This window comes from Bacillus sp. FSL H8-0492, from assembly GCF_038006145.1.
Taxonomy (GTDB): Bacteria; Bacillota; Bacilli; order Bacillales; family Bacillaceae_G; genus Bacillus_A; species Bacillus_A mycoides.
In genome coordinates this window covers 2,677,969-2,698,777 of record NZ_JBBOUP010000001.1, presented here as the reverse complement: position 1 = coordinate 2,698,777, position 20,809 = coordinate 2,677,969, and the positions used below count along the sequence as shown (strand labels likewise).

Sequence of the window (20,809 nt, the reverse complement as noted above, 5' to 3'; positions counted from 1 at the left end):
AATTTACAATGAAACAGAGTCGACTTTAAGAAAAGATATTCTAATGTCGACTCTGTTTCATTGATTTAGTAAATAACAGAAAAAATATATGTTTGAAAAGTTTGACATATAATAATTCGAGAGTAAAATAAAAGTGAGTACTCACTCATTTTAAAGAAAAGGGGGATTTTTAGTGCAGCAACCTTCAATTATTTTACGAGATGTATCAAAAAAATTTGGGAAAAAAGAAGTTTTGCATAACCTTTCGCTGCAAGTAGAAAAAGCAGAAATTTTTGGCTTGGTTGGACCTTCCGGATCAGGGAAAACAACACTCATTAAAATGATTGCAGGTATTAATGAGTCAACTACAGGGGATGTAATTGTTTTTAATACAAACATGCCTAATCTAAATGAAATGAAAAGAATTGGTTATATGGCTCAGGCTGATGCATTATACGAAGAACTATCGGCATATGAAAATGCAGATTTTATTGCAACGATGTATGGGTTAAAAGGTAAGCGTAAGAAAGAGAGAATCGTAGAAGTTTTTGAACTTGTGCAATTATCAGAGCATATGAAAAAGCAAGTACAGCATTTTTCAGGTGGAATGAAAAAACGTTTATCATTGGCGATAGCACTCCTTCATGAACCAGAAATATTAATTTTAGATGAGCCAACAGTTGGGATAGATCCTCTACTTCGAAAATCGATTTGGGAGAAGTTTTATGACCTTAAAAAGAAAGGAACAACTATTATTGTAACAACGCACATTATGGATGAAGCTGAGTTTTGCGAACGTCTAGGGCTAATTAGAGAAGGGAATTTAGTTGCGATTGGCACACCGGAGGAATTGAAAAAACAAACATCTTCTGGACGAATTGAAGATGTCTTTATGTTAGAAGGAGTGATTGAATCATGAGAGTTAATGGTGTAGTCATCCGTATCATTCGTCAATTTTTTCGAGATAAGCGTTCTTTAGCAATGATGTTTGGGGCACCAATGTTATTACTTTGGTTATTATCGCTAATATTTACACAAAAAGACTATATACCGCATATTGCTGTAGTCGATGTACCTGCTCCTATAGTAAAAGCAATGAAAAATCAAGAAGCATCAATTTATGAATATAGTAAAGACAAAGCAATTTCGGAATTAGAAAAGCAAAAGGTAGATGCAGTAATTCATTTAGAAAATGGAAAAATGAATCTTCTATTAGAAGGCAGTGATTCATCAAAAAACCGTGCAGTACTTCAAGTATTGCAAAAGAGTACAGAGAAGAATAATGTATCAATGATGAAGCCAGAAGTGGATTATTTACATGGCTCTAAAGACATTACGATGTTCGATGGGCTTGGTCCCGTATTAATTGGTTTCTTTACATTTTTCTTTGTATTTATATTGTCCGGAGTATCTTTTGTAAGAGAACGTTTAAGTGGTACATTAGAGAGGTTATTGTCCACACCAGTGAGAAGATGGGAAATAGTTTTAGGATATATTATTGGTTTTGGAATCTTTGCATTTATACAATCTATTATAATTGTAAGTTTTTCAGTTTATATTTTAGATTTATATGTAGCTGGCTCAATATGGCTAATGCTACTTATAACATGTATGCTTTCTTTAACTGCACTAACATTAGGCACATTTTTATCGGCATACGCAAATAATGAATTTCAAATGATTCAATTTATACCGCTTGTTATCGTACCACAAGTCTTCTTTTCTGGGTTGTTTCCAATGGAATCCATGAATACATGGTTACAAATGTTAGGTAAATTATTTCCACTCACATATGGTGCTGACGCTATGAGACAAGTAATGATTCGGAATCAAGGGTTTACAGAGATTGCATTAGATCTTACTGTATTACTACTTTTTTCACTATTATTTGCAGTAGGAAATGTATTTGCATTAAAGAAACATCGCAAAATATAATGATGATAAAAAGGAGCACAATAAATGAAGAAGGATTGGCTGGAAGAATTAGTTGCCGCAACGAATACTGATAAACGTAATGAACGTCAAATGCGTATATTAGAGGCAGCTGTTGATATGTTTGGGGAAAATGGGTACGCCTCAACTTCAACGAGTGAAATTGCAAAGCGAGCTGGTGTAGCGGAAGGAACAATCTTCCGCTACTATAAAACGAAAAAAGATTTATTGTTTGCAGTCGTGATGCCGACCTTAACAAAGTTTGCTGCACCATTTTTCGTACAAGCCTTTGCAAAAGAAATATTTAAAACAGAGTATGAATCGTATGAAGTGCTTTTAAGAGTAATAATTCAAAATAGATTTGAATTTGCTAAAAAGCACTTTCCAATGATAAAAATATTAATTCAAGAAGTACCATTTCAGCCGGAACTAAAAAGTGAAATACAACAATTAATAGAAACAGAACTGCTTGTACATTTTAAAAAGCTGATTGCAAAGTTTCAAGAAGAAGGGGAAATTATTGAACTTCCACCATCTTCCGTATTACGTCTTACTTTATCAGCTGTATTAGGGTTGCTCTTAACGAGGTTTTTATTATTGCCGGAAGAGAAATGGGACGATGAAGTGGAAATTGAAAATACGATTCAATTTATATTGTATGGACTAACGCCACGGAGGTAATGTGATGCGACAATTTGCTAAACCGATAATTGTTGTAAGTAAATGTTTAGAATTTGATGCCTGTCGTTATAATGGAGAGATGGTTCCAGATTTAACAATTCGAAACTTGCAGCCATTTGTTACATTTATACCTGTATGTCCTGAAGTAGAAATTGGTTTAGGGACTCCTCGTGAAACGATACGTATTGTAGAAAAAAATGGTGCGAATAGGCTTGTACAACCGTCAATACGAGAAGATGTAACTGAAAAAATGAATGAATTTTCAAATGCATTTTTACAAACATTACCTGAAGTTGACGGTTTTATTTTGAAGAATCGTTCGCCAAGTTGCGGAACTCGTGATGTGAAAATCTATTCTGGTTTTGAAAAAGGGCCAGTAAAAGGAAAAGGAACTGGATTATTTGGCGGAGCAGTAATAAAAAAATTTTCGCATCTTCCAATTGAAGAAGAAGGTAGATTGTCGAATTTTATTATTAGAGAGCATTTCTTTACAAGATTGTTTACAATCGCGCATTACAAAATGATTAAACATACTAAAAACATAAAAGAACTCGTAGCGTTTCAATCAGATTATAAGTATTTATTTATGGCATATAATCAGGTGAAACAAAAAGAATTAGGGCGTATTATTGCAAATCAAAAAAATGAAACAATTGAAGTCGTATTTGATAACTATGAGAAGACTTTATATGAATTATTTATTCGCGCGCCTCGCTATACATCGAATGTAAATGTATGTGAGCACATTTTCGGATATTTTAAAACAAAGCTAAAAAAACAAGAAAAAGATCATTTTTTAGAGCTGTTACAGAAGTATTCTGAAAAGAAAATCCCACTTAGTAGTTTACTTGTCATTTTAAAAACATGGGCCATTCGATTTGATGAAAAGTATTTATTAAGACAAACATATTTCGAACCATACCCTGAAGGGTTAGTAGAAATTTCTGATTCGGGAAAAGGTAGAGATTATTAAACAATAAATTACATAATTCGACACAAAACCTCCTATGTTGTTGTAGAACGATGTAGGAATTTTTTTGTGCATTGGTACAGAATCTGTTTTAAAATTAAGTTATGACAGAATTATAGCAATTGTCTAACTAATATTCGTGTCTTTTAAGAAGTAATGTTTGTAGTAGAAACTCGCACGCTGTCGAAACTCAATATTCGATAAGGGGTGTGTAGCGGAATGGAATTTACTCTAACTCGCGAAAAACAAATGATTAAAGAAATGGTACGTGATTTTGCTGAAAAGGAAATCGCACCGAAAGCTGTATATTATGACAAAACTGCGGAATTTCCATATGAAACATTTCAAAAAATGGGCGAACTAGGATTATTAGGTATCCCATTCCCGGAAGAGTATGGAGGTTCAGGTGGCGATACGTTATCGTACGCGTTAGCTGTTGAAGAAATTGGTCGTGCTTGTGGTGGAACAGGTTTAAGCTATGCTGCAACAATTTCATTAGGTGCTTCTCCAATTTATTATTTCGGTACAGAAGAACAAAAACAGAAATTTTTAGTTCCAATGGCGTCAGGTAAAACGTTAGGTGCTTTCGGATTAACGGAGCCAAATGCTGGATCTGATGCAGGGGGCACACAAACGAAAGCAATTTTAGATGGCGATGAATATGTTATTAGTGGTGAAAAGTGCTGGATTACAAACGCAGAGTATGCAAATACAATTATTGTAACCGCTATCAACGGTTTTGAAGACAATGGTAAAAAACGTATTTCTGCATTTATCGTACCGACTACTAGTGAAGGATTAACGATTTCAAGCCCTTACGATAAGATGGGTGTTCGTGCTTCTAATACTTGTGAAATCGTACTTGATGGTGTACGTGTACCGAAAGAAAATATTCTTGGTGATGTAAATAAAGGATTTAAACAATTCTTATATACACTTGATGGAGGACGTATTTCAATTGCAGCATTAGCAGTAGGTATTGCACAATCTGCATTTGAACGTGCATTGCAATATGCGAAAGAACGTCAACAATTTGGAAAACCGATTTCTAATTTCCAAGCGATTCAATTTAAATTGGCTGATATGGCGACGGAAGTAGAATTAGCGCGTAATTTAGTACATAAAGCAGCTTGGTTAAAAGATAACGATAAACCTTTCGGTAAAGAAGCGGCTATGGCAAAGTTGTTTGCATCTGAAGCTGCAAGTCGTATAGCAAATCATGCAGTACAAATTCATGGTGGATATGGCTATATGCGTGAATATGAAGTTGAACGATATATTCGTGATGCAAAACTTTTAGAAATTGGTGAAGGAACTTCTGAAATTCAACGTCTCGTAATTGCAAGACATTTAGGATGTAGATAAAAAGGAGGAGTCACTATGTTTCAAAAAATATTAATTGCTAATCGCGGGGAAATCGCAGTTCGCATTATGAAAACTTGTCAAAAACTTGGCATTCGTACCGTTGCTATTTATTCTGAGGCTGATGAAAATGCCCTTCATGTAAAATTGGCAAATGAGGCTTACTTAGTAGGCGGTCCACGTGTCCAAGAAAGCTATTTAAACCTTGAAAAAATTATGGAAATAGCTAAGAAGACAAATGCTGAAGCAATCCATCCGGGGTACGGATTATTATCAGAGAATCCATCTTTTCCGATTCGCTGTAAAGAAGAAGGCATCGTATTTATCGGTCCTTCAGAAGAAATCATTACTAAGATGGGAAGTAAAATTGAGTCACGTATAGCGATGCAAGCAGCAGATGTACCAGTAGTTCCAGGCATTACTACAAATATAGAAACTGCTGAAGAAGCAATTGAAATTGCAAAACAAATTGGTTATCCATTAATGCTTAAGGCATCCGCGGGCGGCGGAGGCATTGGAATGCAGTTGATGGAAACTGAGCAAACGCTCACCAAAGCATTTGAAAGTAATAAAACAAGAGCGCAAAATTTCTTTGGTAACGGAGAAATGTACTTAGAACGCTATATAGCAGATGCACATCATATTGAAATTCAGCTTTTAGCAGATACACATGGTAATACAGTGTATTTATGGGAACGCGAATGTTCAGTGCAGCGCCGAAATCAAAAAGTAATTGAAGAAGCACCTTCACCATTTTTAGATGAGGGTACACGAAAGGCTATGGGAGAAGTTGCTGTACAAGCTGCTAAAGCACTTGGTTATACAAATGCAGGTACAGTTGAGTTTCTTGTAGATGATCAAAAGAACTTTTATTTCTTAGAAATGAATACGAGATTACAAGTAGAACATCCAGTTACAGAAGAAATTACTGGGTTAGACTTAGTTGAACAACAATTACTTATCGCATATGGTGAGAAGCTATCATTTACACAGGATGATGTAAAACGTAGTGGTCATGCCATTGAGGCTCGTATTTATGCAGAAGATCCGAAAACATTCTTCCCATCACCTGGGAAAATTACAGATTTAACGTTACCGACAAATATACGTATTGATCACTTTTTGGAGAATCAAGTAACGATTACACCTTTCTATGATCCAATGATTGCGAAAGTAATCGCACATGGTGAAACTCGTGAAGAAGCGATTTCAAAATTAAAAATTGCTCTAGAAGAGTTAAAAGTAGAAGGTATTAAAACAAACACACCAATGTTACTGCAAGTACTCGGAGACGATGTGTTCAAAAGTGGTATTTATACAACAGGTTTTGTAACGAAACAACTTGTTAAAAAATAAGAGTTATGAATATTAAGGGGGAAAAAATGATGACGAAAGTATATGCATCGATGGCAGGAAATGTTTGGAAAATTGTTGTAGGAGTAGGAGATACAGTAGAGGAAGAGCAGGATGTCGTCATTTTGGAATCTATGAAAATGGAAATTCCAATCGTTTCAGAAGAAGCCGGAACTGTTATGAAAATTAACGTACAAGAAGGCGATTTTGTAAATGAAGGAGATGTATTACTAGAAATTGAATAGGGAGATATAGGGGGAAGCGAATTGAAACTACCTAATTTTGCTGTCATTAAAGAAGTCGGGCCACGTGATGGCTTACAGAATGAAAAAAAGATTGTTGGCACAAAAGATAAAGTAAAGTGGATTCAACTACTTACAGAAGCGGGATTGTCGTACGTTGAAGTTTCCTCATTCGTTCACCCTAAGTGGGTTCCTGCATTAGCAGATGCAAGTGATGTATTTTCTGAGCTAAAAAGGGATCCAAATGTTACATATGCAGCGCTTGTTCCAAATCAAAATGGTTTGGAACGAGCTTTTTTGCAAAATGTAGATGAGGTGAATGTTTTTTTATCAGCAAGTGAATCTCATAATAAAAGTAATATTAATAAATCAATTAAAGAAGCATTAGCTGTAATTGAAGATATAACAAAACAAGCAACATTCGAAGGGAAAAAGGTTAGGGGTTATGTTTCTACTGTATTTGGATGTCCGTATGAGGGAGATATAAGTGCTCTGGCAGTTGATGAAATATGTAATCAACTATTTTCATACGGCATTTATGAAGTTTCTCTCGGTGACACGATTGGTGTAGCGAATCCGTTACAAGTAGAGCAAGTATTAGAACATTTATTAAAGAAGTATGATGCTTCGCAGTTTGCGATGCATTTTCATAATACGTATGGAATGGCACTGGCAAATGTAGTTAAGTCTTTAGAACATGGTATTACGACGTTTGATAGTTCTTGTGGTGGATTGGGAGGATGTCCTTATGCACCAGGAGCATCCGGTAATGTTGCTACTGATGATTTAGTGCATATGCTCCATAAGCTAGGTGTCCAAACAAATATAGACGAAGAAAAGTTATTGAGAGCTAGTCAATTTATTCAAAGTAAGTTAAATATCCAATTACCGAGTCATGTGTATAGAGCGCTTCAACATAAAACGATAAGTAGGTGAGAAGATGCTACAATTACAAAACATTTCCGTTGACTATGTAACACCGCATGTTGTAAAGATTTCGTTAAATCGTGAAAGACAAGCTAACTCATTATCTTTGGCGTTATTAGAAGAATTACAAACTATATTAACTCAAATAAACGAAGAATCAAATACGCGCGTTGTTATTTTAACAGGGGCTGGCGAAAAAGCGTTTTGTGCTGGTGCTGATTTAAAAGAGCGTGCCAACATGAATGAAGAACAAGTTCGCCATGCTGTTGGTATGATTCGTTCTACTATGGAGATGGTTGAACAATTGCCACAACCAGTTATTGCTGCTATTAACGGAATCGCACTTGGTGGAGGTACTGAACTAAGCTTAGCTTGTGATTTTAGAATTGCTTCTGACACTGCAAGTCTAGGTCTCACTGAAACTTCCCTTGCAATTATACCTGGGGCGGGTGGTACTCAGCGCTTACCTAGATTAATTGGAGTTGGTAGAGCGAAAGAATTAATTTATACAGGAAGACGTATTTCGGCGCAAGAAGCGAAAGAGTATGGTTTAGTAGAATTCGTAGTACCAGCTGATTTACTAGAAGAAAAAGCAATTGAAATTGCAGATCGAATTGCTAATAATGGTCCAATTGCCGTTCGATTAGCAAAAGAAGCAATTTCAAATGGTATTCAAGTAGATTTACATACCGGCTTACAAATGGAAAAACAGGCGTATGAGGGCGTAATCCATACGGAAGATAGATTAGAAGGATTACAGGCATTCAAGGAAAAACGCAAACCAATGTATAAGGGGGAGTAAATATGTTAGATCAAAAACAACAATCTAATTCATTTGAAGAACGAGTTGAAACAATTAAGCAAGGCGGGGCACCGAAATATCATGAACAAAACAAAGCGAAAGGGAAACTTTTTGTTCGAGATCGTTTAGCTCTTTTATTCGATAATGGTGAATATGTGGAAGATGCATTATTTGCAAATTGTGAACAAACTGGATTACCAGCGGATGGTGTTGTAACTGCGACTGGTAAAATACATGGTCGTACTGCGTGCGTAATGGCAAATGATTCGACTGTAAAAGCTGGATCATGGGGAGCACGTACAGTTGAAAAAATTCTACGTATTCAAGAAACAGCAGAAAAATTACGTGTACCGCTATTTTATTTAGTTGATTCTGCTGGAGCGCGTATTACAGATCAAGTTGAAATGTTCCCTGGACGCCGCGGTGCAGGAAGGATCTTTTATAACCAAGTGAAATTATCTGGTAAAGTGCCACAAATTTGTTTATTATTTGGACCTTCAGCAGCTGGTGGTGCGTATATTCCAGCATTTTGTGACGTTGTTATGATGGTTGAAGGAAATGCTTCTATGTATTTAGGGTCTCCGCGTATGGCTGAAATGGTTATCGGTGAGAAGGTAACTTTAGAAGAAATGGGCGGAGCACGTATGCATTGCTCAGTATCAGGATGCGGAGATGTTTTATGTAAAACAGAAGAAGATGCAATTACTCAAGCAAGACAATATATTTCTTATTTTCCAAGTAACTATTTAGAAAAGACTCCTTTGATTACACCTCAAGAACCGAAACAGTTCGATAAAACGTTAGAAGAAATCATTCCAGAAAATCAAAATGCTCCTTTCAATATGAAAGATCTCATTAACAGAATTATTGATGAAGGTTCTTTCTTTGAAGTGAAAAAATTATTTGCTCAAGAACTAATTACAGGTTTAGCACGCATTGATGGTAAGCCAATTGGCATTATTGCAAATCAGCCGCGTATGAAGGGCGGCGTATTATTCCACGATTCAGCTGATAAAGCAGCGAAGTTTATAAATTTATGCGATGCATACCATATTCCATTATTATTCCTTGCAGATGTACCTGGATTTATGATTGGTACAAAAGTAGAGCGTGCCGGAATTATTCGTCACGGTGCAAAAATGATCTCTGCAATGAGTGAAGCAACTGTACCGAAAATTTCTATCGTCGTTCGAAAAGCATATGGAGCTGGCTTATATGCAATGGCAGGTCCAGCGTTTGAACCAGATTGCTGCTTAGCATTACCAACAGCTTCTATTGCAGTAATGGGTCCAGAAGCAGCGGTCAATGCTGTATATGCAAATAAGATAGCAGCTTTACCAGAAGAAGAGCGTGCAAGCTTTATTGCTGAAAAACGAGAAGAGTATAAGAAAGATATTGATATTTACCGTTTAGCATCTGAGATGGTGATTGATGGTATTGTTCATCCAAACAATTTACGTGAAGAGCTAAAAGGACGATTCGAAATGTATATGAGTAAATATCAAGTATTCACGGATCGTAAACATCCTGTATATCCAGTTTAAAAGCCCTATTTAGGGCTTTCTTGCTCAAAAAATCAAGGAGGGGAAAACATGAAACAAGCAGTTTGGTTTCCAACAGAAGAATATAAAGAAAAAACGCGTTTATTTGGTTGGATGAAATCATTAGGCTATGAAGATTACGAAGCTTTTTATAATAAGTCAATTGAAGAAACAGCTTGGTTTTGGGGAGAAGCTGAGAGAGCAGTTGGCTATCAGTGGATGAAACCATATACAGAAGTATTAGATTTAGAAAATGGTACACCGTTTGCACAGTGGTATACTGAGGGAACTTGTAACGTTGTAGAATCTGCTTTATCTCGCTGGCTTGCAGACGATAAAACGAAAACACAAGCAGCACTTATGTATGAAGGGGAAAACGGAACTTCGAAATCATTTACATATGAAGAGCTTGACAGCTGGGTAAGCCGTGTTGCCAACGGTTTGAAACATGCTGGTATTGAAAAAGGTGATCGTGTAACAATTTACATGCCAATGATTCCTGAAACAGTTGTTGCTATGTTAGCGGTAATGAAAATTGGAGCGATTATTTCACCAATATTCTCAGGTTTTGCTGCTGATGCAGTAATGACACGTGTACAAGCAGCTGGTTCAAAAATGGTTATTACCGCAGATGGCTTTTCACGCCGTGGGAAAATTGTTTCATTAAAAGATGAAGTAGATAAAGCTTGTGAACATTGTCCAACTGTTGAAAAGGTGGTAATTGTTCGTCATGCAGGAAATGATTTTACACCGCATAATTATGATTTTTCATGGAGTACGTTAGAAAAAGAAAAACCATTTATACATGCTGAAGAAATGAACAGTGATGATCCATTAATGCTTATATATACATCTGGAACGACTGGTAAGCCGAAGGGGACAGTACACACACATGCTGGTTTCCCGCTAAAATCTGCATTTGATGCAGGATTTGGAATGAATATAAAACAAGGCGACCGAGTATTATGGGTAACTGATATGGGCTGGATGATGGGACCATTTTTACTATTCGGCTCTTTAATTAATGGCGCAACAATGGTTATGTATGAAGGTGTCCCAGACTTTCCAGAAGCAGACCGCTTATGGGAGACAGTCGATAAATATGAAATTACTCATCTCGGTATTTCACCAACATTAATCCGTGCATTAATGGCAAAAGGTGATGAATATGTAAATAAACACTCGTTAAAGAGTTTAGAAGTATTCGCATCAACAGGAGAACCTTGGAATCCAGACCCATGGATGTGGTTATTTAATACAGTTGGTAAAGGTAAAGTACCAATTTGTAACTATTCAGGTGGAACTGAAATTTCAGGTGGGATTTTCGGGAATGTCCTAATTAAGCCGATCGCACCGATTAGTTTTAACGCATCTTTACCAGGAATGGCAGCGGTTGTACTTGATGATCAAGGTAAACCAATTCGAGATGAAGTCGGAGAATTATGTTTAGAAAAACCTTGGGTAGGTATGACGAAAAGTTTCTGGGAAGATGATGAGCGTTATGTAAACACTTACTGGTCACGTTTTGAAAATAAGTGGGTTCATGGTGACTGGGTCATTTATGACGGTGAACAATATATCATTACAGGCCGTTCAGATGATACGTTAAACATTGCTGGAAAACGTATTGGACCTGCTGAATATGAATCTATTCTTGTGGAACATAATAATGTAATAGAAGCAGCTGCAATTGGTGTACCTGACGATGTTAAAGGTGAGGTTTGTCATTGCTTTGTAGTATTACGAGACGGTGTAATATTTACAGCAGAATTAAAGAAAGAATTAATGAGTTTAGTAAACTCCCATATTGGTAAAGCTTTATGTCCAAAAGACATCCACGTTGTAGAAGATTTACCAAAAACACGAAATTCTAAAGTAATGCGACGTGTCATAAAAGCTGCTTACTTAGGAAAAGAATTAGGAGATTTATCGTCACTTGTAAATCCTGAAGTGGTACCCTTTATTCAAGGACTACAGTCTAGCAAACTATAAAATTACGAATGAGCTCTATGTAAATAGAGCTCATTTTTAATGTTTACAAAAAGATAAGAGAGAAAAAGTAAATTTGAAGTTAAAAAATCTACTATTAGTGTTAAGTATGTCTGTTTGTTTTTAGTTTTTATCAAAATAGGATACTGTGGCTGTCTATTCAATGGAGTGAATGAATTTTGTTAAGAATGAAAATTTAGTGAAGAAAAAAGTAATGAATAAAAGGAGAAATCCCTGGGGGACAGGGATTTAATAAGGGAGATATTATTGTCGTTCAATGTCGAAATTTGGCGTATCCGACAAATTAATATTATCACGAATTTTCAGGAGATTGTGATAGTGGATGTGTCAAAAATGTGTACGGGTTTCATATAAAAGTCTTATTTAAATAGGAAAAGGGAAAAGAATTAAGTTCACTCGTTCTTAAGATTTTTTCCCTTTTAAATTTACTGTTTGTTCGTTGTTCTATATACATCTGAAATTGGTAAATCTTCGCCATGTAAAGCTTGAGTACTGTCCTTTTTGTTTGAATTATGTGCCTCCTGAGATGTTTCTTGTAGTTGTTCTTGGGCCTTACTAGGGGTATTCAGCGCATCTAATGACACAGGATCAAGTTGTTGACTTAATAAATCTTTTTTATCCATGTTATGTAGCTCCTTTTTGAACTTAGATATAAAAACGAAGTGTTTTTAAATAGTTACGTGGGTATTATGTATCTTTGAATGGAATTATATACACAAACTACATTGAGAAATTAACTAATTATAAAAATTACTTGTGATGACAAGCTTAAGAAATATAAAGATCATTAGTTCTTAATAAAAGCGTTATTTTAGTAAGGTGCTACGAAATTTCATTTGAAAGGAACATCCCAATGATAAGATGAGCACTGTAAATCTGTGCTCATCTTATCAGAAATTGCTTAGTCCTTAAAAATAAAACCGTTACGGACAATTCACAATGGTAATAGTGACGTTTGCCATTGTTCCAGGAGAATCAAGAAGTGAAGCAGTAACGGTTACTGTTCCAGGCCCATTAGCGGCTAGAAATACAGCGGTAAAGTTACCTGAAGCATTGGTAATGACAGCAAGAGGAACCATGAAAGCAAGAGAAGGGTTACTAAATGAAAAACTGACTACTATTCCTGGAGTAGGACTACCGTTTACTAATACTTGACCCGAAAAAAATAAAGTATTATTTCCTTGAGTGGATACACATGCTGTGGTTTCGTTAGAAGTCAAGGTAATAGATGCAGGCCCAGCAGGAAGATTAAATCCAGTTGGTCCGGTTGGTCCAGTTGGTCCAGTTGGTCCGGTTGGTCCGGTTGGTCCAGTTGGTCCAGTTGGTCCGGTTGGTCCAGTTGATCCAGTTGGTCCGGTTGGTCCGGTTGATCCAGTTGGTCCAGTAGAACCGGTTGATCCAGTAGAACCAGTAGGACCGGTAGGGAATTGAAAAGGTGGAACAGGTGGAAGTGTAGGTCCAATAGAACCCGAATTAAGTGCAGCAAAAGATAAAAACTCGTCCATTATATATCACCTCTAAAAATCGTATTACTAATAGTAAATGTAATGATAGAGCAAAGTGAAATGGACAAGCGGTTGTATTTTAACAAATTAAATAAAATAATTATATGATGGAAAGAGAGATTAGTATGATTTCTTTAGAAATTAAATATAAAAAGGCGATTATCTTCAAATCGCCTTTTGGGTAATGCAGTGTAATTTTATTCAGTTATTTGAAATATAGTTTCATTCGGTTTGGAAAATCCATACAGCTTCCTTGCGAATTTTAAAACTTCTTCTTCACTACCTGTTAAAACTTTAACATCATTTTTAAGGGTATGACCATCCTTCTTTAAAGAAGATAATTTTTGTTGCTCCGTATTAACCGTGATTTGTTTTTCTTTAATCATTTCTTGTTGGTTATTCAGAGAATATTGAAGGACAAAAATTATAGGTAATATAATAGCCAAAGTAGTTATAATACGGCGTCTTGTTTTTTTTATATTACCTTGTTGGGTATTAGGGTTCACTTGCTGTGAGGGTATATTAGGATTTGATTGGTGTGATGATACTTTTGGGATATTTCCCATTAAAATGCCTCCATTACTAATTGTAGAATTTAAACTGTTTAAAAGTATTATAAATGTTCAATGGGAATTTTAGAAGATAGTTTAATATAGGTGCGTTTTGTAAAGTTTAAACAAAATCCTTATTTAAATAAAAGGAACCCCGATTGTCTGCGGGGCTCCTAAGGGTAATCGTCAAGTAATGACGTACTCGACTATTTAACGATATCATGAATTTTTTGGTAAATATACTGGTAAATGCGTCCAAATTAATGAGAGCATTATTTGAAACAAAAACGCTATTTTAATAGGGATGGGAATAATAATGATTCCATGGGACAAGCGAGTATACATTGTATCAAGGTGATCATTTTATTACAGAGGGGCCAATTTTAGAGGTTAGTGAAAAGGCGAATAAATCATTATATTGGCTTTGGTGCATATTAGCTCCAAGCTATGAAAAAGTGTGCGGTAATAGTACAAAGCGACTTCGGTTGATTCGGATAGATGATGATGAAGAATGATATAAAAATTTCATTTTGTAGAGAAATGAGGTGATTAAGGCTGGGCATAGAATATGCCATGTTTGTATTAAAAAAGAGCAGAATTTAGCCTATATATAAAGATGTTGGAATTGTTCTAAAGGGGGGGATATCTGAAATATAAATAATTGAGGGGAGTGAACTAATAATGGAAACTAGTACTTTTTTAGGATTGTTTTGGGGATGGATAACGGTTATCGTATCGGGAATACTTTTCGTACGTCCATCGGTACTACGTGAATTGAAAAAATTAGTGGTTGAAGACAGAGGATTTGGTATTATGTATGGTTTTCTATCGATTTTCCTAGGGTTAGGTAGTGTAATCCTACATAATGTATGGGTATTCAACTGGCAGGGGTTCCTAACGGTTATTGCATGGCTTGCATTATTAAAGGGAATCTACATAATTGCATATCCTGAGCCCTCCAAGAAAACAGACTTTGAATTAAGGGTACTATCTACACGTATAGCGCTCGCTATCATTGGCGCCTTGGCTTTATGGATGCTTATAGTAATCTATATAAAATAATCCTTTTCTAATAAGAACTATATTAAAATAAATCTCTACGTGTTAATATACAAAAAGCTGACTATACTTAGTCAGCTTTTTGTATATTACATTCTAGTATTTATCGGTCACAAAAGACATGTTCTCTCTTTTAAGTCGATATCGAAAATATTACCAATTTTTTCTTTGACAATGACAACAAATAAAGAAACATTTACAACGACACTTATTTCGTTTAGAACTCCAATCATCATCACAATGATTCTTTTCTTTAGATTTCCACCAATCATCATCACAACAATGCTTTTTCTTAGAACTCCAGCAATCATTTTTCCAGGACATTCTTTTATACCTCCCTTCAATAGGATTCATACTATTCTATGTTTTAGTAAAAGAATGGCTTGTTTATTAACCTATTATTTTACCTTTATATGATAGAGTGCTTTCTACTAGATATAGAATTCATACAAACTATGCTAATTTTCAAGAGATAGTTGAGAGAACTACTGGCTATGATATTAATCAACAAACACTTGTTGAAGGAAACGTTAAGATTTTAAATAATATCTTATTTTGGAGTACGCTTTTCTGAATGTATATTTCACAATGGTAAAGGAAAAATACACCATATCACTGCGAACAAAGCCTATGTATATGTGAAGTAATAGGAAAAGGTGGTCCCTATTCAAGGAGCCGGCTTATTAAAAGTATAAATAAGAAGGTTTAGTACAAATGTTTGTTTTTTTGTTTCTATGCTTTTGTCTCGTACACTTTTAAGCTATTGGACATACTTTACTAATAGAAAGGATTAGGGGGTGAGGATTTGGGTTCTCGATTTAATAATTGTAGAAAAAAATGTACGTGTAAACATGATGATTGTTGGGATGCTTTTGAAGAGTGTAAAAAAGAACAGCATGAGAAATGTGACAGCTCTTGTGTACAAGGAATTAGAGACGAACTTAAAAAATTAATTAATAAAACAGTGCGAATTAACACTGAAGGACGTACTTATATAGGTACTGTTTCTTCTGTAACTTGCGATGTTGTTAAGCTAGCTGCTATTCCTGGTTCAGTTGCAGCAATTATATCTCTTTGTAAAATTGAAGCAATTTTACCACCTGCTACAACTGTTGCTGATGAGTTTGATTTTAACGGTGTTGACGTAGCAAATAAAGAGTAATTATGCTTTATTGATGCTAAGCCATTCTTATGAATGGCTTTTTATTTTGTTTAAAAGGGAATATATTTTTCATATAGAAATAAATTTGAAGGTGTATAAAAGGTTGTGTGAAAGGAGAATGAGAGTGATTAAGCTGAAACAATTTACAAGAACTGATTTCAAACAATTAATAAATTGGATTGATTCTGAAGAATTTTTAATTCAATGGTCGGGAAATGCATTCACATATCCTTTAAATGAACAGCAATTAGAGAAATATACAGAATGTGCAAACACACTGGCATTCAAAATAATGGATGAAGAGACTAAAGCAGTTATTGGTCATATTTCTCTTGGACAAATAGATAATATAAATAAGTCTGCTAGAATTGGAAAAGTGCTAGTTGGTAATACGAAAATGAGAGGGCGTTCTATAGGGAAACATATGATGAAAGCCGTACTTTGTATTGCTTTTGATGAATTAAAACTACATAGAGTAACTCTTGGTGTTTATGACTTTAATAAGTCAGCTATTTCTTGTTACGAAAAAATAGGTTTTGTAAAAGAAGGTTTATTAAGAGAGTCAAAAAGAGTAGGAGAAACGTATTGGAATTTATGGGAAATGAGTATGTTAGAATATGAATGGAACAATAAAAAGTAGTATTTTATAATTATATTATGTTAACAAAAGGGGTTTGGTGGGAATCGTGAATAAAAAAACAAAAATAATTTCAATTGCAGCTGTTTCAGGGGGCGGTAAAACTACCATTACAGAAAGTTTAGCTCATGAGTTGAAAAACTCAAAGGCTCTATATTTTGATAGATATAAATTTGATAACTGTCCGGTTGATATTTGCAAATGGATTGATGATGGAGCTAATTACGATGAATGGGTACTTACACCGCTAATGAATGATATTGAGCGTTCTATACAAGATAGTAGTTTAGATTATATTATTGTAGATTATCCTTTTGCATACTTAAATAGAGAAGTGGGACAATTCATTGATGTAACTATATTTATCGATACACCTTTAGATATTGCGATGGCTAGAAGAATTTTGAGAGATTTTAAAGAAGGTACAATGAGTGAAATACATAATAATTTGAAACATTACATGACACATGCGAGAAAAGCTTATTTAGAGGCAATTCATACTGTTAAGCCGAATTCGGATATTGTATTGGATGGATCTTTATCTATAAGTGACATAATTGATCAAATAATAGAGGAACTTAATCGAAGAGAAGTGATTGTGAATGGTTAAATGTATAAAACGATATGTACAAGTCATTATCTGATTTATATAGACGAGAATTAGATAACTTTTTGCAGTTATGGTCTGGCGACTTCGAATCAAAAATATTGAAAGCTTCATGGACAGATAAAACATATAAATACGGTGAAGTTTTAAGGCATGTAATTGTACATGAAATTCATCATATTGGTCAGATATCTATATGGGCAAGAGAATTAAATCTTCAGCCCGTTTCAGCGAATTTAATTGGAAGAGGATTGTAGATTTAGAAACCGACTTGCAGTGTAAACGCAAGTCGGTTTTTATATATAAGAAGATTTCTTAATTAAAATCCTCGGCTTTTTTTTGACGTATATATAAAAACATTAAGATTGTAATGATGAAAAAGATCATAATCGTTTGTATGATTAAATTTTTAAACTGAAACAATATTGTCCAAGATGTAACAGCATCTTTAAAAGCTTGGAGTGCAGAGTACGAGGAAGGATCAAAACCGTACTGAAGTAACTTTTTTGTTTCAATAAAAGTACTGTTTTCATCACCGGCGTCTAATATTACTGAAATAAGTCTAGTATTTCCTCGTGTGGCTGTACTGACAAAACTATAATTACCATTAGTTGAAAAACTAGTTTGTAAGCCGTCAACACCTTGGAGTTTAATGTTTTTATTAAGGGAATATATCATTTTATTTGTATTGAAAACTTTTGAATCTTTGAAGGTAAATTGGTAAGAGGTTAGTTTCGTAACATTCAATACATCTGGAAAGTCTTTTACTAATTGTGTTGCTAGTTTAGCGACGTCTATCGATGTTGTAGTTGATTGTTTATTCGTATCGTTATTAATTCCAGTAGCATTTAGAAACGGGGATGGTTGTGATAACTCTAGTTGTTTTGCTTTGTCATTCATTAAAAGCGTAAAGTTATCTTCGTTTCCAGCAATGTGTTCTGCAAGGGCAAGTGCGGAACGATTATTCCCTGTCAAAAACAATGCATGAAGTAAATCACGAACCGTCGTTTTATCTTTCGAAGTTACTTGTATAGGACTCGTTTCTGCTCGGAAAACTTCATTACTTATTTTTACTAATTCATCTAACTGTATTTTTCCTTCATTCAGTTGTTCCAGTGCGATATACTCTGTCATTAATTTAGATAAAGTAGCTGATTGTATAGGAGTTTCTTCATTTTTTTTATAAACAATCTCACCAGAATTAGTATCTATTAAAATAGCTGATTTAGCTTGAATAATTGGACCATTTACATAAAGATAAAAATATAAAACGATAAGTGCAGTAATAAGAAAAGATAATAATAAAACTGTTATTTTTTTTAAGAATTGCATTAGCGATCCTCCTACTATTACATCAATAATATTATTGTAAAAAGGAATGCTTAATTAGGAAGAAAGAAAAGGTAAAGAATTTCTAAAGAATTATAAAGGATTATTAAATTTTGGATATTGATGGAATATAAAAGGTTCAATTTCTTATATGATAAAAAATTGAACCTATAAATATGTGGTATTAAGCTTTATAAGGGAGTAATTTTACAGTGAAAGTTGTTTTTTTATCATCGCTATATACTTCAATTGTTCCTTTATGCAATTCAACAATACTTTTTGCAATTGCTAATCCGAGCCCAGATCCACCAGTGTTTGTTGAACGTGATTTTTCAACACGATAAAAACGTTCAAAAATATGAGGTAAATCAGTACTAGGGATAGGTTGTCCGTAATTTGTTATATCAATTGTAATCATGTTATTGCTTTCGTAAGCGGTAATATCAATATGATCTCCATCATTTCCATAAGTAATAGCGTTTATGATTAGATTTTCAAACACACGTACTAATTTATCCCCATCAGCTAGTACCATTAGCTTTTGAGATGGGAAAGAAGGGCGACATTCAATATTAGCTTCTTGAAGCTGTATCCGAAATTGGACAGTTAATTGTCCAAGCAATTCTACAATATCAATGGGAGCAGAATATAAACTTAACTCTTTATTTTGAACGCGTGTATATTCAAACAAGTCATTCATTAATGCATTAAGACGAGTTACTTTATCGTAAATGACTTGAATATAGTATCGTAATTCTACTTCATCTCTATAATTATCATGATGGATTAAATTTACGTATCCAACTATAGATGTAAGAGGGGTTCGTAAATCATGTGATACATTTGTAATCAGTTCGCTTTTTGCTTGTTCTGCCTGTCTCTCTTCATCAATTGATACTTTTAATTGCTCAATAATTTGATTGACCCCAGTTGCCAGTTCTTCTAAATAATTATGGTGTACGATGGAAACTTTATGATTAAAGTTTCCACTTGCAATATACCGAATCTCTTCAATCATTTTTTTTATACAAGTTTCATAGTAAACCTTTCTTTCATGACGATAAAAAATGTATAAATAGGATGAGAAAATAGAAAATAAAAACAAATAAGATACAATCATCATCCATAAAGACTCTTTTAATCCAATATATTTTTCATGGCCAAAAATTCTAATGAATTCTTTTCCTAATTCGCTTAGAGTAAGTGAACTCTCAATTACACTCGTTACGAGGCGAAATATAATTAATTCGGTAATTGGTGTAAGAGTGATAGCTAATAAAAGCCAAAAAATAAGCTTCCACTTTGGTATATCTTTTAATATATCAAATGCTTCATTTCTCAATTTTATAGCCTACTCCCCAAACCGTATGAATTAGTTTTTCACCATTCATTACGGTTTCAAGTTTATCGCGTAAATTACTAATATGGACCATTACCGTTTTATTAGAACCATAACCGTCTTCATTCCAAACTCGTTCGAATATCTCTTCAGAGCTAAATACTCTTCCAGTATTACTCGCTAGTAAATATAAAATATCAAATTCGATAGAGGTGAGTTTAATATATTCTCCATTTACTTTAACAGTATGATTATGTTTATGTATTTCAACAGAACGAATACGAATAATACCATCTTCATTCTTTTGGGAAGTAGCATTTTGGAAAGAGGATCTTCGTAATAAAGCTTTCACTCTAGCCACTAATTCTAGTGGATTAAACGGTTTAATCATATAATCATCTGCACCGGTCATAAGTCCTAAAATTTTATCCATATCTTCAGCCTTTGCACTAAGCATAAGGATAGGTACAGTATTATTTTCACGCACTTCTTGACAAACTTCCAATCCGTTTCGTTTCGGCATCATAATATCTAAAAGCATAAGGTCAACTTCATATGTACATATCATTTGTAATGCTTCATCACCATCATAAGCTTTATAAATGTTATAGCCTTCATTTCGTAAATAAACAGCCAGTAATTCTACAATATCTTTATCATCATCAATAATTAATATGTTTTTATTCATTTTATAGTTAGTTCCTTTCCTTACAATTAATCAACATTACTATAATATCAAACATTTATGTATTTTGTAGTAATGTTTCTACATAAAATTTCATGTATCGTATTAAAAAGGAATTAAAACATTCATAACGAAT

Annotated in this window: 24 protein-coding genes and 2 pseudogenes; 19 read left to right on the top strand and 7 right to left on the bottom strand. The window is 34.3% G+C overall.

All coding sequences use genetic code 11. The features are described from left to right. The first annotated feature begins 172 nt into the window (after positions 1–172). The 11 genes from MHH66_RS13975 to MHH66_RS13925 all read left to right on the top strand — a co-directional run bounded on the left by MHH66_RS13975 (position 173) and on the right by MHH66_RS13925 (position 11,781). Entirely contained in the window at positions 173–898 is a 726-nt protein-coding gene (locus MHH66_RS13975) for an ABC transporter ATP-binding protein (protein ID WP_016120235.1), read from the top strand. Then, positions 895–1,914 carry an ABC transporter permease gene (locus tag MHH66_RS13970; protein WP_078185728.1) on the top strand — a complete coding sequence of 340 codons (1,020 nt, stop codon included), beginning with the start codon at positions 895–897 and terminating at the stop codon, positions 1,912–1,914. The genes MHH66_RS13975 and MHH66_RS13970 overlap by 4 nt, the downstream gene beginning before the upstream one ends. A gap of 24 nt (positions 1,915–1,938) precedes the next feature. Further along, positions 1,939–2,592 (top strand): TetR/AcrR family transcriptional regulator, encoded by a 654-nt coding sequence (locus tag MHH66_RS13965; protein ID WP_078185729.1) that lies wholly within the window; start codon positions 1,939–1,941, stop codon positions 2,590–2,592. Positions 2,593–2,596: 4 nt separating this feature from the next. Further along, entirely contained in the window at positions 2,597–3,565 is a 969-nt protein-coding gene (locus MHH66_RS13960; RefSeq protein WP_002127490.1) for a YbgA family protein, read from the top strand. Positions 3,566–3,781: 216 nt separating this feature from the next. Further along, complete coding sequence (locus tag MHH66_RS13955; protein ID WP_002032227.1) at positions 3,782–4,927, top strand: acyl-CoA dehydrogenase; 1,146 nt, start codon at positions 3,782–3,784, stop codon at positions 4,925–4,927. A 15-nt stretch (positions 4,928–4,942) separates the two neighbouring features. Further along, positions 4,943–6,280, top strand: coding sequence for an acetyl-CoA carboxylase biotin carboxylase subunit (locus tag MHH66_RS13950; protein WP_002127492.1), 1,338 nt, complete (start codon positions 4,943–4,945; stop codon positions 6,278–6,280). Positions 6,281–6,306: 26 nt separating this feature from the next. Next, positions 6,307–6,522 (top strand): acetyl-CoA carboxylase biotin carboxyl carrier protein subunit, encoded by a 216-nt coding sequence (locus MHH66_RS13945; protein ID WP_001985297.1) that lies wholly within the window; start codon positions 6,307–6,309, stop codon positions 6,520–6,522. 21 nt (positions 6,523–6,543) lie between these two features. Further along, positions 6,544–7,455 carry a hydroxymethylglutaryl-CoA lyase gene (mvaB, locus tag MHH66_RS13940; RefSeq protein WP_063218808.1) on the top strand — a complete coding sequence of 304 codons (912 nt, stop codon included), beginning with the start codon at positions 6,544–6,546 and terminating at the stop codon, positions 7,453–7,455. Positions 7,456–7,459: 4 nt separating this feature from the next. Further along, entirely contained in the window at positions 7,460–8,248 is a 789-nt protein-coding gene (locus tag MHH66_RS13935) for an enoyl-CoA hydratase (RefSeq protein ID WP_002136445.1), read from the top strand. Positions 8,249–8,250: 2 nt separating this feature from the next. Beyond that, positions 8,251–9,792 carry an acyl-CoA carboxylase subunit beta gene (locus MHH66_RS13930; protein ID WP_002017014.1) on the top strand — a complete coding sequence of 514 codons (1,542 nt, stop codon included), beginning with the start codon at positions 8,251–8,253 and terminating at the stop codon, positions 9,790–9,792. A 48-nt stretch (positions 9,793–9,840) separates the two neighbouring features. Continuing rightward, positions 9,841–11,781: an AMP-binding protein gene (locus tag MHH66_RS13925; RefSeq protein WP_078185730.1), complete on the top strand. Its 1,941-nt coding sequence runs from the start codon at positions 9,841–9,843 to the stop codon at positions 11,779–11,781. A gap of 443 nt (positions 11,782–12,224) precedes the next feature. On the opposite strand, the gene MHH66_RS13920 is transcribed toward MHH66_RS13925, so the two are convergent. Further along, the gene (locus MHH66_RS13920; RefSeq protein WP_002017016.1) at positions 12,225–12,422 is read right to left on the bottom strand and encodes a hypothetical protein; all 198 of its coding nucleotides are present in this window, start codon (positions 12,420–12,422) and stop codon (positions 12,225–12,227) included. A 316-nt stretch (positions 12,423–12,738) separates the two neighbouring features. On the opposite strand from MHH66_RS13920, the gene MHH66_RS13915 reads away from it, so the two are divergent. Both MHH66_RS13915 and MHH66_RS13910 read left to right on the top strand, forming a co-directional pair. After that, positions 12,739–12,954: a hypothetical protein gene (locus MHH66_RS13915; RefSeq protein WP_234803752.1), complete on the top strand. Its 216-nt coding sequence runs from the start codon at positions 12,739–12,741 to the stop codon at positions 12,952–12,954. A 45-nt stretch (positions 12,955–12,999) separates the two neighbouring features. Then, complete coding sequence (locus MHH66_RS13910) at positions 13,000–13,230, top strand: hypothetical protein (RefSeq protein ID WP_234803753.1); 231 nt, start codon at positions 13,000–13,002, stop codon at positions 13,228–13,230. 17 nt (positions 13,231–13,247) lie between these two features. Here the strand turns inward: MHH66_RS13910 and MHH66_RS13905 are convergent. Together MHH66_RS13905 and MHH66_RS13900 are read right to left on the bottom strand one after the other, a co-directional pair. Further along, positions 13,248–13,304: pseudogene (locus MHH66_RS13905) on the bottom strand (exosporium leader peptide-containing protein); the annotation flags it as partial. Between the two features lie 197 nt (positions 13,305–13,501). Continuing rightward, complete coding sequence (locus tag MHH66_RS13900) at positions 13,502–13,870, bottom strand: FtsB family cell division protein (RefSeq protein ID WP_078185732.1); 369 nt, start codon at positions 13,868–13,870, stop codon at positions 13,502–13,504. Positions 13,871–14,199: 329 nt separating this feature from the next. On the opposite strand from MHH66_RS13900, the gene MHH66_RS13895 reads away from it, so the two are divergent. Together MHH66_RS13895 and MHH66_RS13890 are read left to right on the top strand one after the other, a co-directional pair. Further along, positions 14,200–14,370 carry a hypothetical protein gene (locus tag MHH66_RS13895; protein WP_165689479.1) on the top strand — a complete coding sequence of 57 codons (171 nt, stop codon included), beginning with the start codon at positions 14,200–14,202 and terminating at the stop codon, positions 14,368–14,370. 166 nt (positions 14,371–14,536) lie between these two features. After that, on the top strand, positions 14,537–14,917 hold the full coding sequence (locus tag MHH66_RS13890; RefSeq protein ID WP_002127497.1) for a hypothetical protein: 381 nt from the start codon (positions 14,537–14,539) through the stop codon (positions 14,915–14,917). 107 nt (positions 14,918–15,024) lie between these two features. Here the strand turns inward: MHH66_RS13890 and MHH66_RS13885 are convergent, their stop codons facing one another. Beyond that, positions 15,025–15,258 carry a hypothetical protein gene (locus MHH66_RS13885; RefSeq protein ID WP_131828959.1) on the bottom strand — a complete coding sequence of 78 codons (234 nt, stop codon included), beginning with the start codon at positions 15,256–15,258 and terminating at the stop codon, positions 15,025–15,027. Between the two features lie 461 nt (positions 15,259–15,719). On the opposite strand from MHH66_RS13885, the gene MHH66_RS13880 reads away from it, so the two are divergent. The 4 genes and pseudogenes from MHH66_RS13880 to MHH66_RS13865 all read left to right on the top strand — a co-directional run. After that, entirely contained in the window at positions 15,720–16,076 is a 357-nt protein-coding gene (locus tag MHH66_RS13880; RefSeq protein WP_063218813.1) for a hypothetical protein, read from the top strand. 124 nt (positions 16,077–16,200) lie between these two features. Then, a complete protein-coding gene (locus MHH66_RS13875; RefSeq protein ID WP_078185733.1) occupies positions 16,201–16,716 on the top strand; it encodes a GNAT family N-acetyltransferase in 516 nt (171 codons plus the stop codon). 46 nt (positions 16,717–16,762) lie between these two features. Next, on the top strand, positions 16,763–17,323 hold the full coding sequence (locus MHH66_RS13870; protein ID WP_078185755.1) for a hypothetical protein: 561 nt from the start codon (positions 16,763–16,765) through the stop codon (positions 17,321–17,323). A gap of 20 nt (positions 17,324–17,343) precedes the next feature. Then, positions 17,344–17,577 (top strand): annotated as a pseudogene (locus MHH66_RS13865) (DinB family protein); the annotation flags it as partial. Positions 17,578–17,635: 58 nt separating this feature from the next. On the opposite strand, the gene MHH66_RS13860 reads toward MHH66_RS13865, so the two are convergent. The 3 genes from MHH66_RS13860 to MHH66_RS13850 all read right to left on the bottom strand — a co-directional run bounded on the left by MHH66_RS13860 (position 17,636) and on the right by MHH66_RS13850 (position 20,676). Beyond that, positions 17,636–18,652, bottom strand: a complete 1,017-nt coding sequence (locus tag MHH66_RS13860) for a D-alanyl-D-alanine carboxypeptidase family protein (RefSeq protein WP_078185734.1) — start codon at positions 18,650–18,652, stop codon at positions 17,636–17,638. A gap of 181 nt (positions 18,653–18,833) precedes the next feature. Further along, positions 18,834–19,991, bottom strand: coding sequence for a sensor histidine kinase (locus MHH66_RS13855; RefSeq protein WP_002085430.1), 1,158 nt, complete (start codon positions 19,989–19,991; stop codon positions 18,834–18,836). Then, positions 19,981–20,676, bottom strand: a complete 696-nt coding sequence (locus tag MHH66_RS13850) for a response regulator transcription factor (RefSeq protein ID WP_002016575.1) — start codon at positions 20,674–20,676, stop codon at positions 19,981–19,983. The genes MHH66_RS13855 and MHH66_RS13850 overlap by 11 nt, the downstream gene beginning before the upstream one ends. Between the last annotated feature and the right edge of the window lie 133 nt (positions 20,677–20,809).

Coding starts and splice junctions, on each gene's coding strand:
- MHH66_RS13970 (WP_078185728.1), top strand. CDS start 895: ATGAGAGTTAATGGTGTAGTCATCCGTATCATTCGTCAATTTTTTCGA.
- MHH66_RS13965 (WP_078185729.1), top strand. CDS start 1,939: ATGAAGAAGGATTGGCTGGAAGAATTAGTTGCCGCAACGAATACTGAT.
- MHH66_RS13960 (WP_002127490.1), top strand. CDS start 2,597: ATGCGACAATTTGCTAAACCGATAATTGTTGTAAGTAAATGTTTAGAA.
- MHH66_RS13955 (WP_002032227.1), top strand. CDS start 3,782: ATGGAATTTACTCTAACTCGCGAAAAACAAATGATTAAAGAAATGGTA.
- MHH66_RS13950 (WP_002127492.1), top strand. CDS start 4,943: ATGTTTCAAAAAATATTAATTGCTAATCGCGGGGAAATCGCAGTTCGC.
- MHH66_RS13945 (WP_001985297.1), top strand. CDS start 6,307: ATGATGACGAAAGTATATGCATCGATGGCAGGAAATGTTTGGAAAATT.
- MHH66_RS13935 (WP_002136445.1), top strand. CDS start 7,460: ATGCTACAATTACAAAACATTTCCGTTGACTATGTAACACCGCATGTT.
- MHH66_RS13930 (WP_002017014.1), top strand. CDS start 8,251: ATGTTAGATCAAAAACAACAATCTAATTCATTTGAAGAACGAGTTGAA.
- MHH66_RS13925 (WP_078185730.1), top strand. CDS start 9,841: ATGAAACAAGCAGTTTGGTTTCCAACAGAAGAATATAAAGAAAAAACG.
- MHH66_RS13920 (WP_002017016.1), bottom strand. CDS start 12,422: ATGGATAAAAAAGATTTATTAAGTCAACAACTTGATCCTGTGTCATTA.
- MHH66_RS13915 (WP_234803752.1), top strand. CDS start 12,739: ATGGTAATAGTGACGTTTGCCATTGTTCCAGGAGAATCAAGAAGTGAA.
- MHH66_RS13900 (WP_078185732.1), bottom strand. CDS start 13,870: ATGGGAAATATCCCAAAAGTATCATCACACCAATCAAATCCTAATATA.
- MHH66_RS13890 (WP_002127497.1), top strand. CDS start 14,537: ATGGAAACTAGTACTTTTTTAGGATTGTTTTGGGGATGGATAACGGTT.
- MHH66_RS13860 (WP_078185734.1), bottom strand. CDS start 18,652: ATGCAATTCTTAAAAAAAATAACAGTTTTATTATTATCTTTTCTTATT.
- MHH66_RS13850 (WP_002016575.1), bottom strand. CDS start 20,676: ATGAATAAAAACATATTAATTATTGATGATGATAAAGATATTGTAGAA.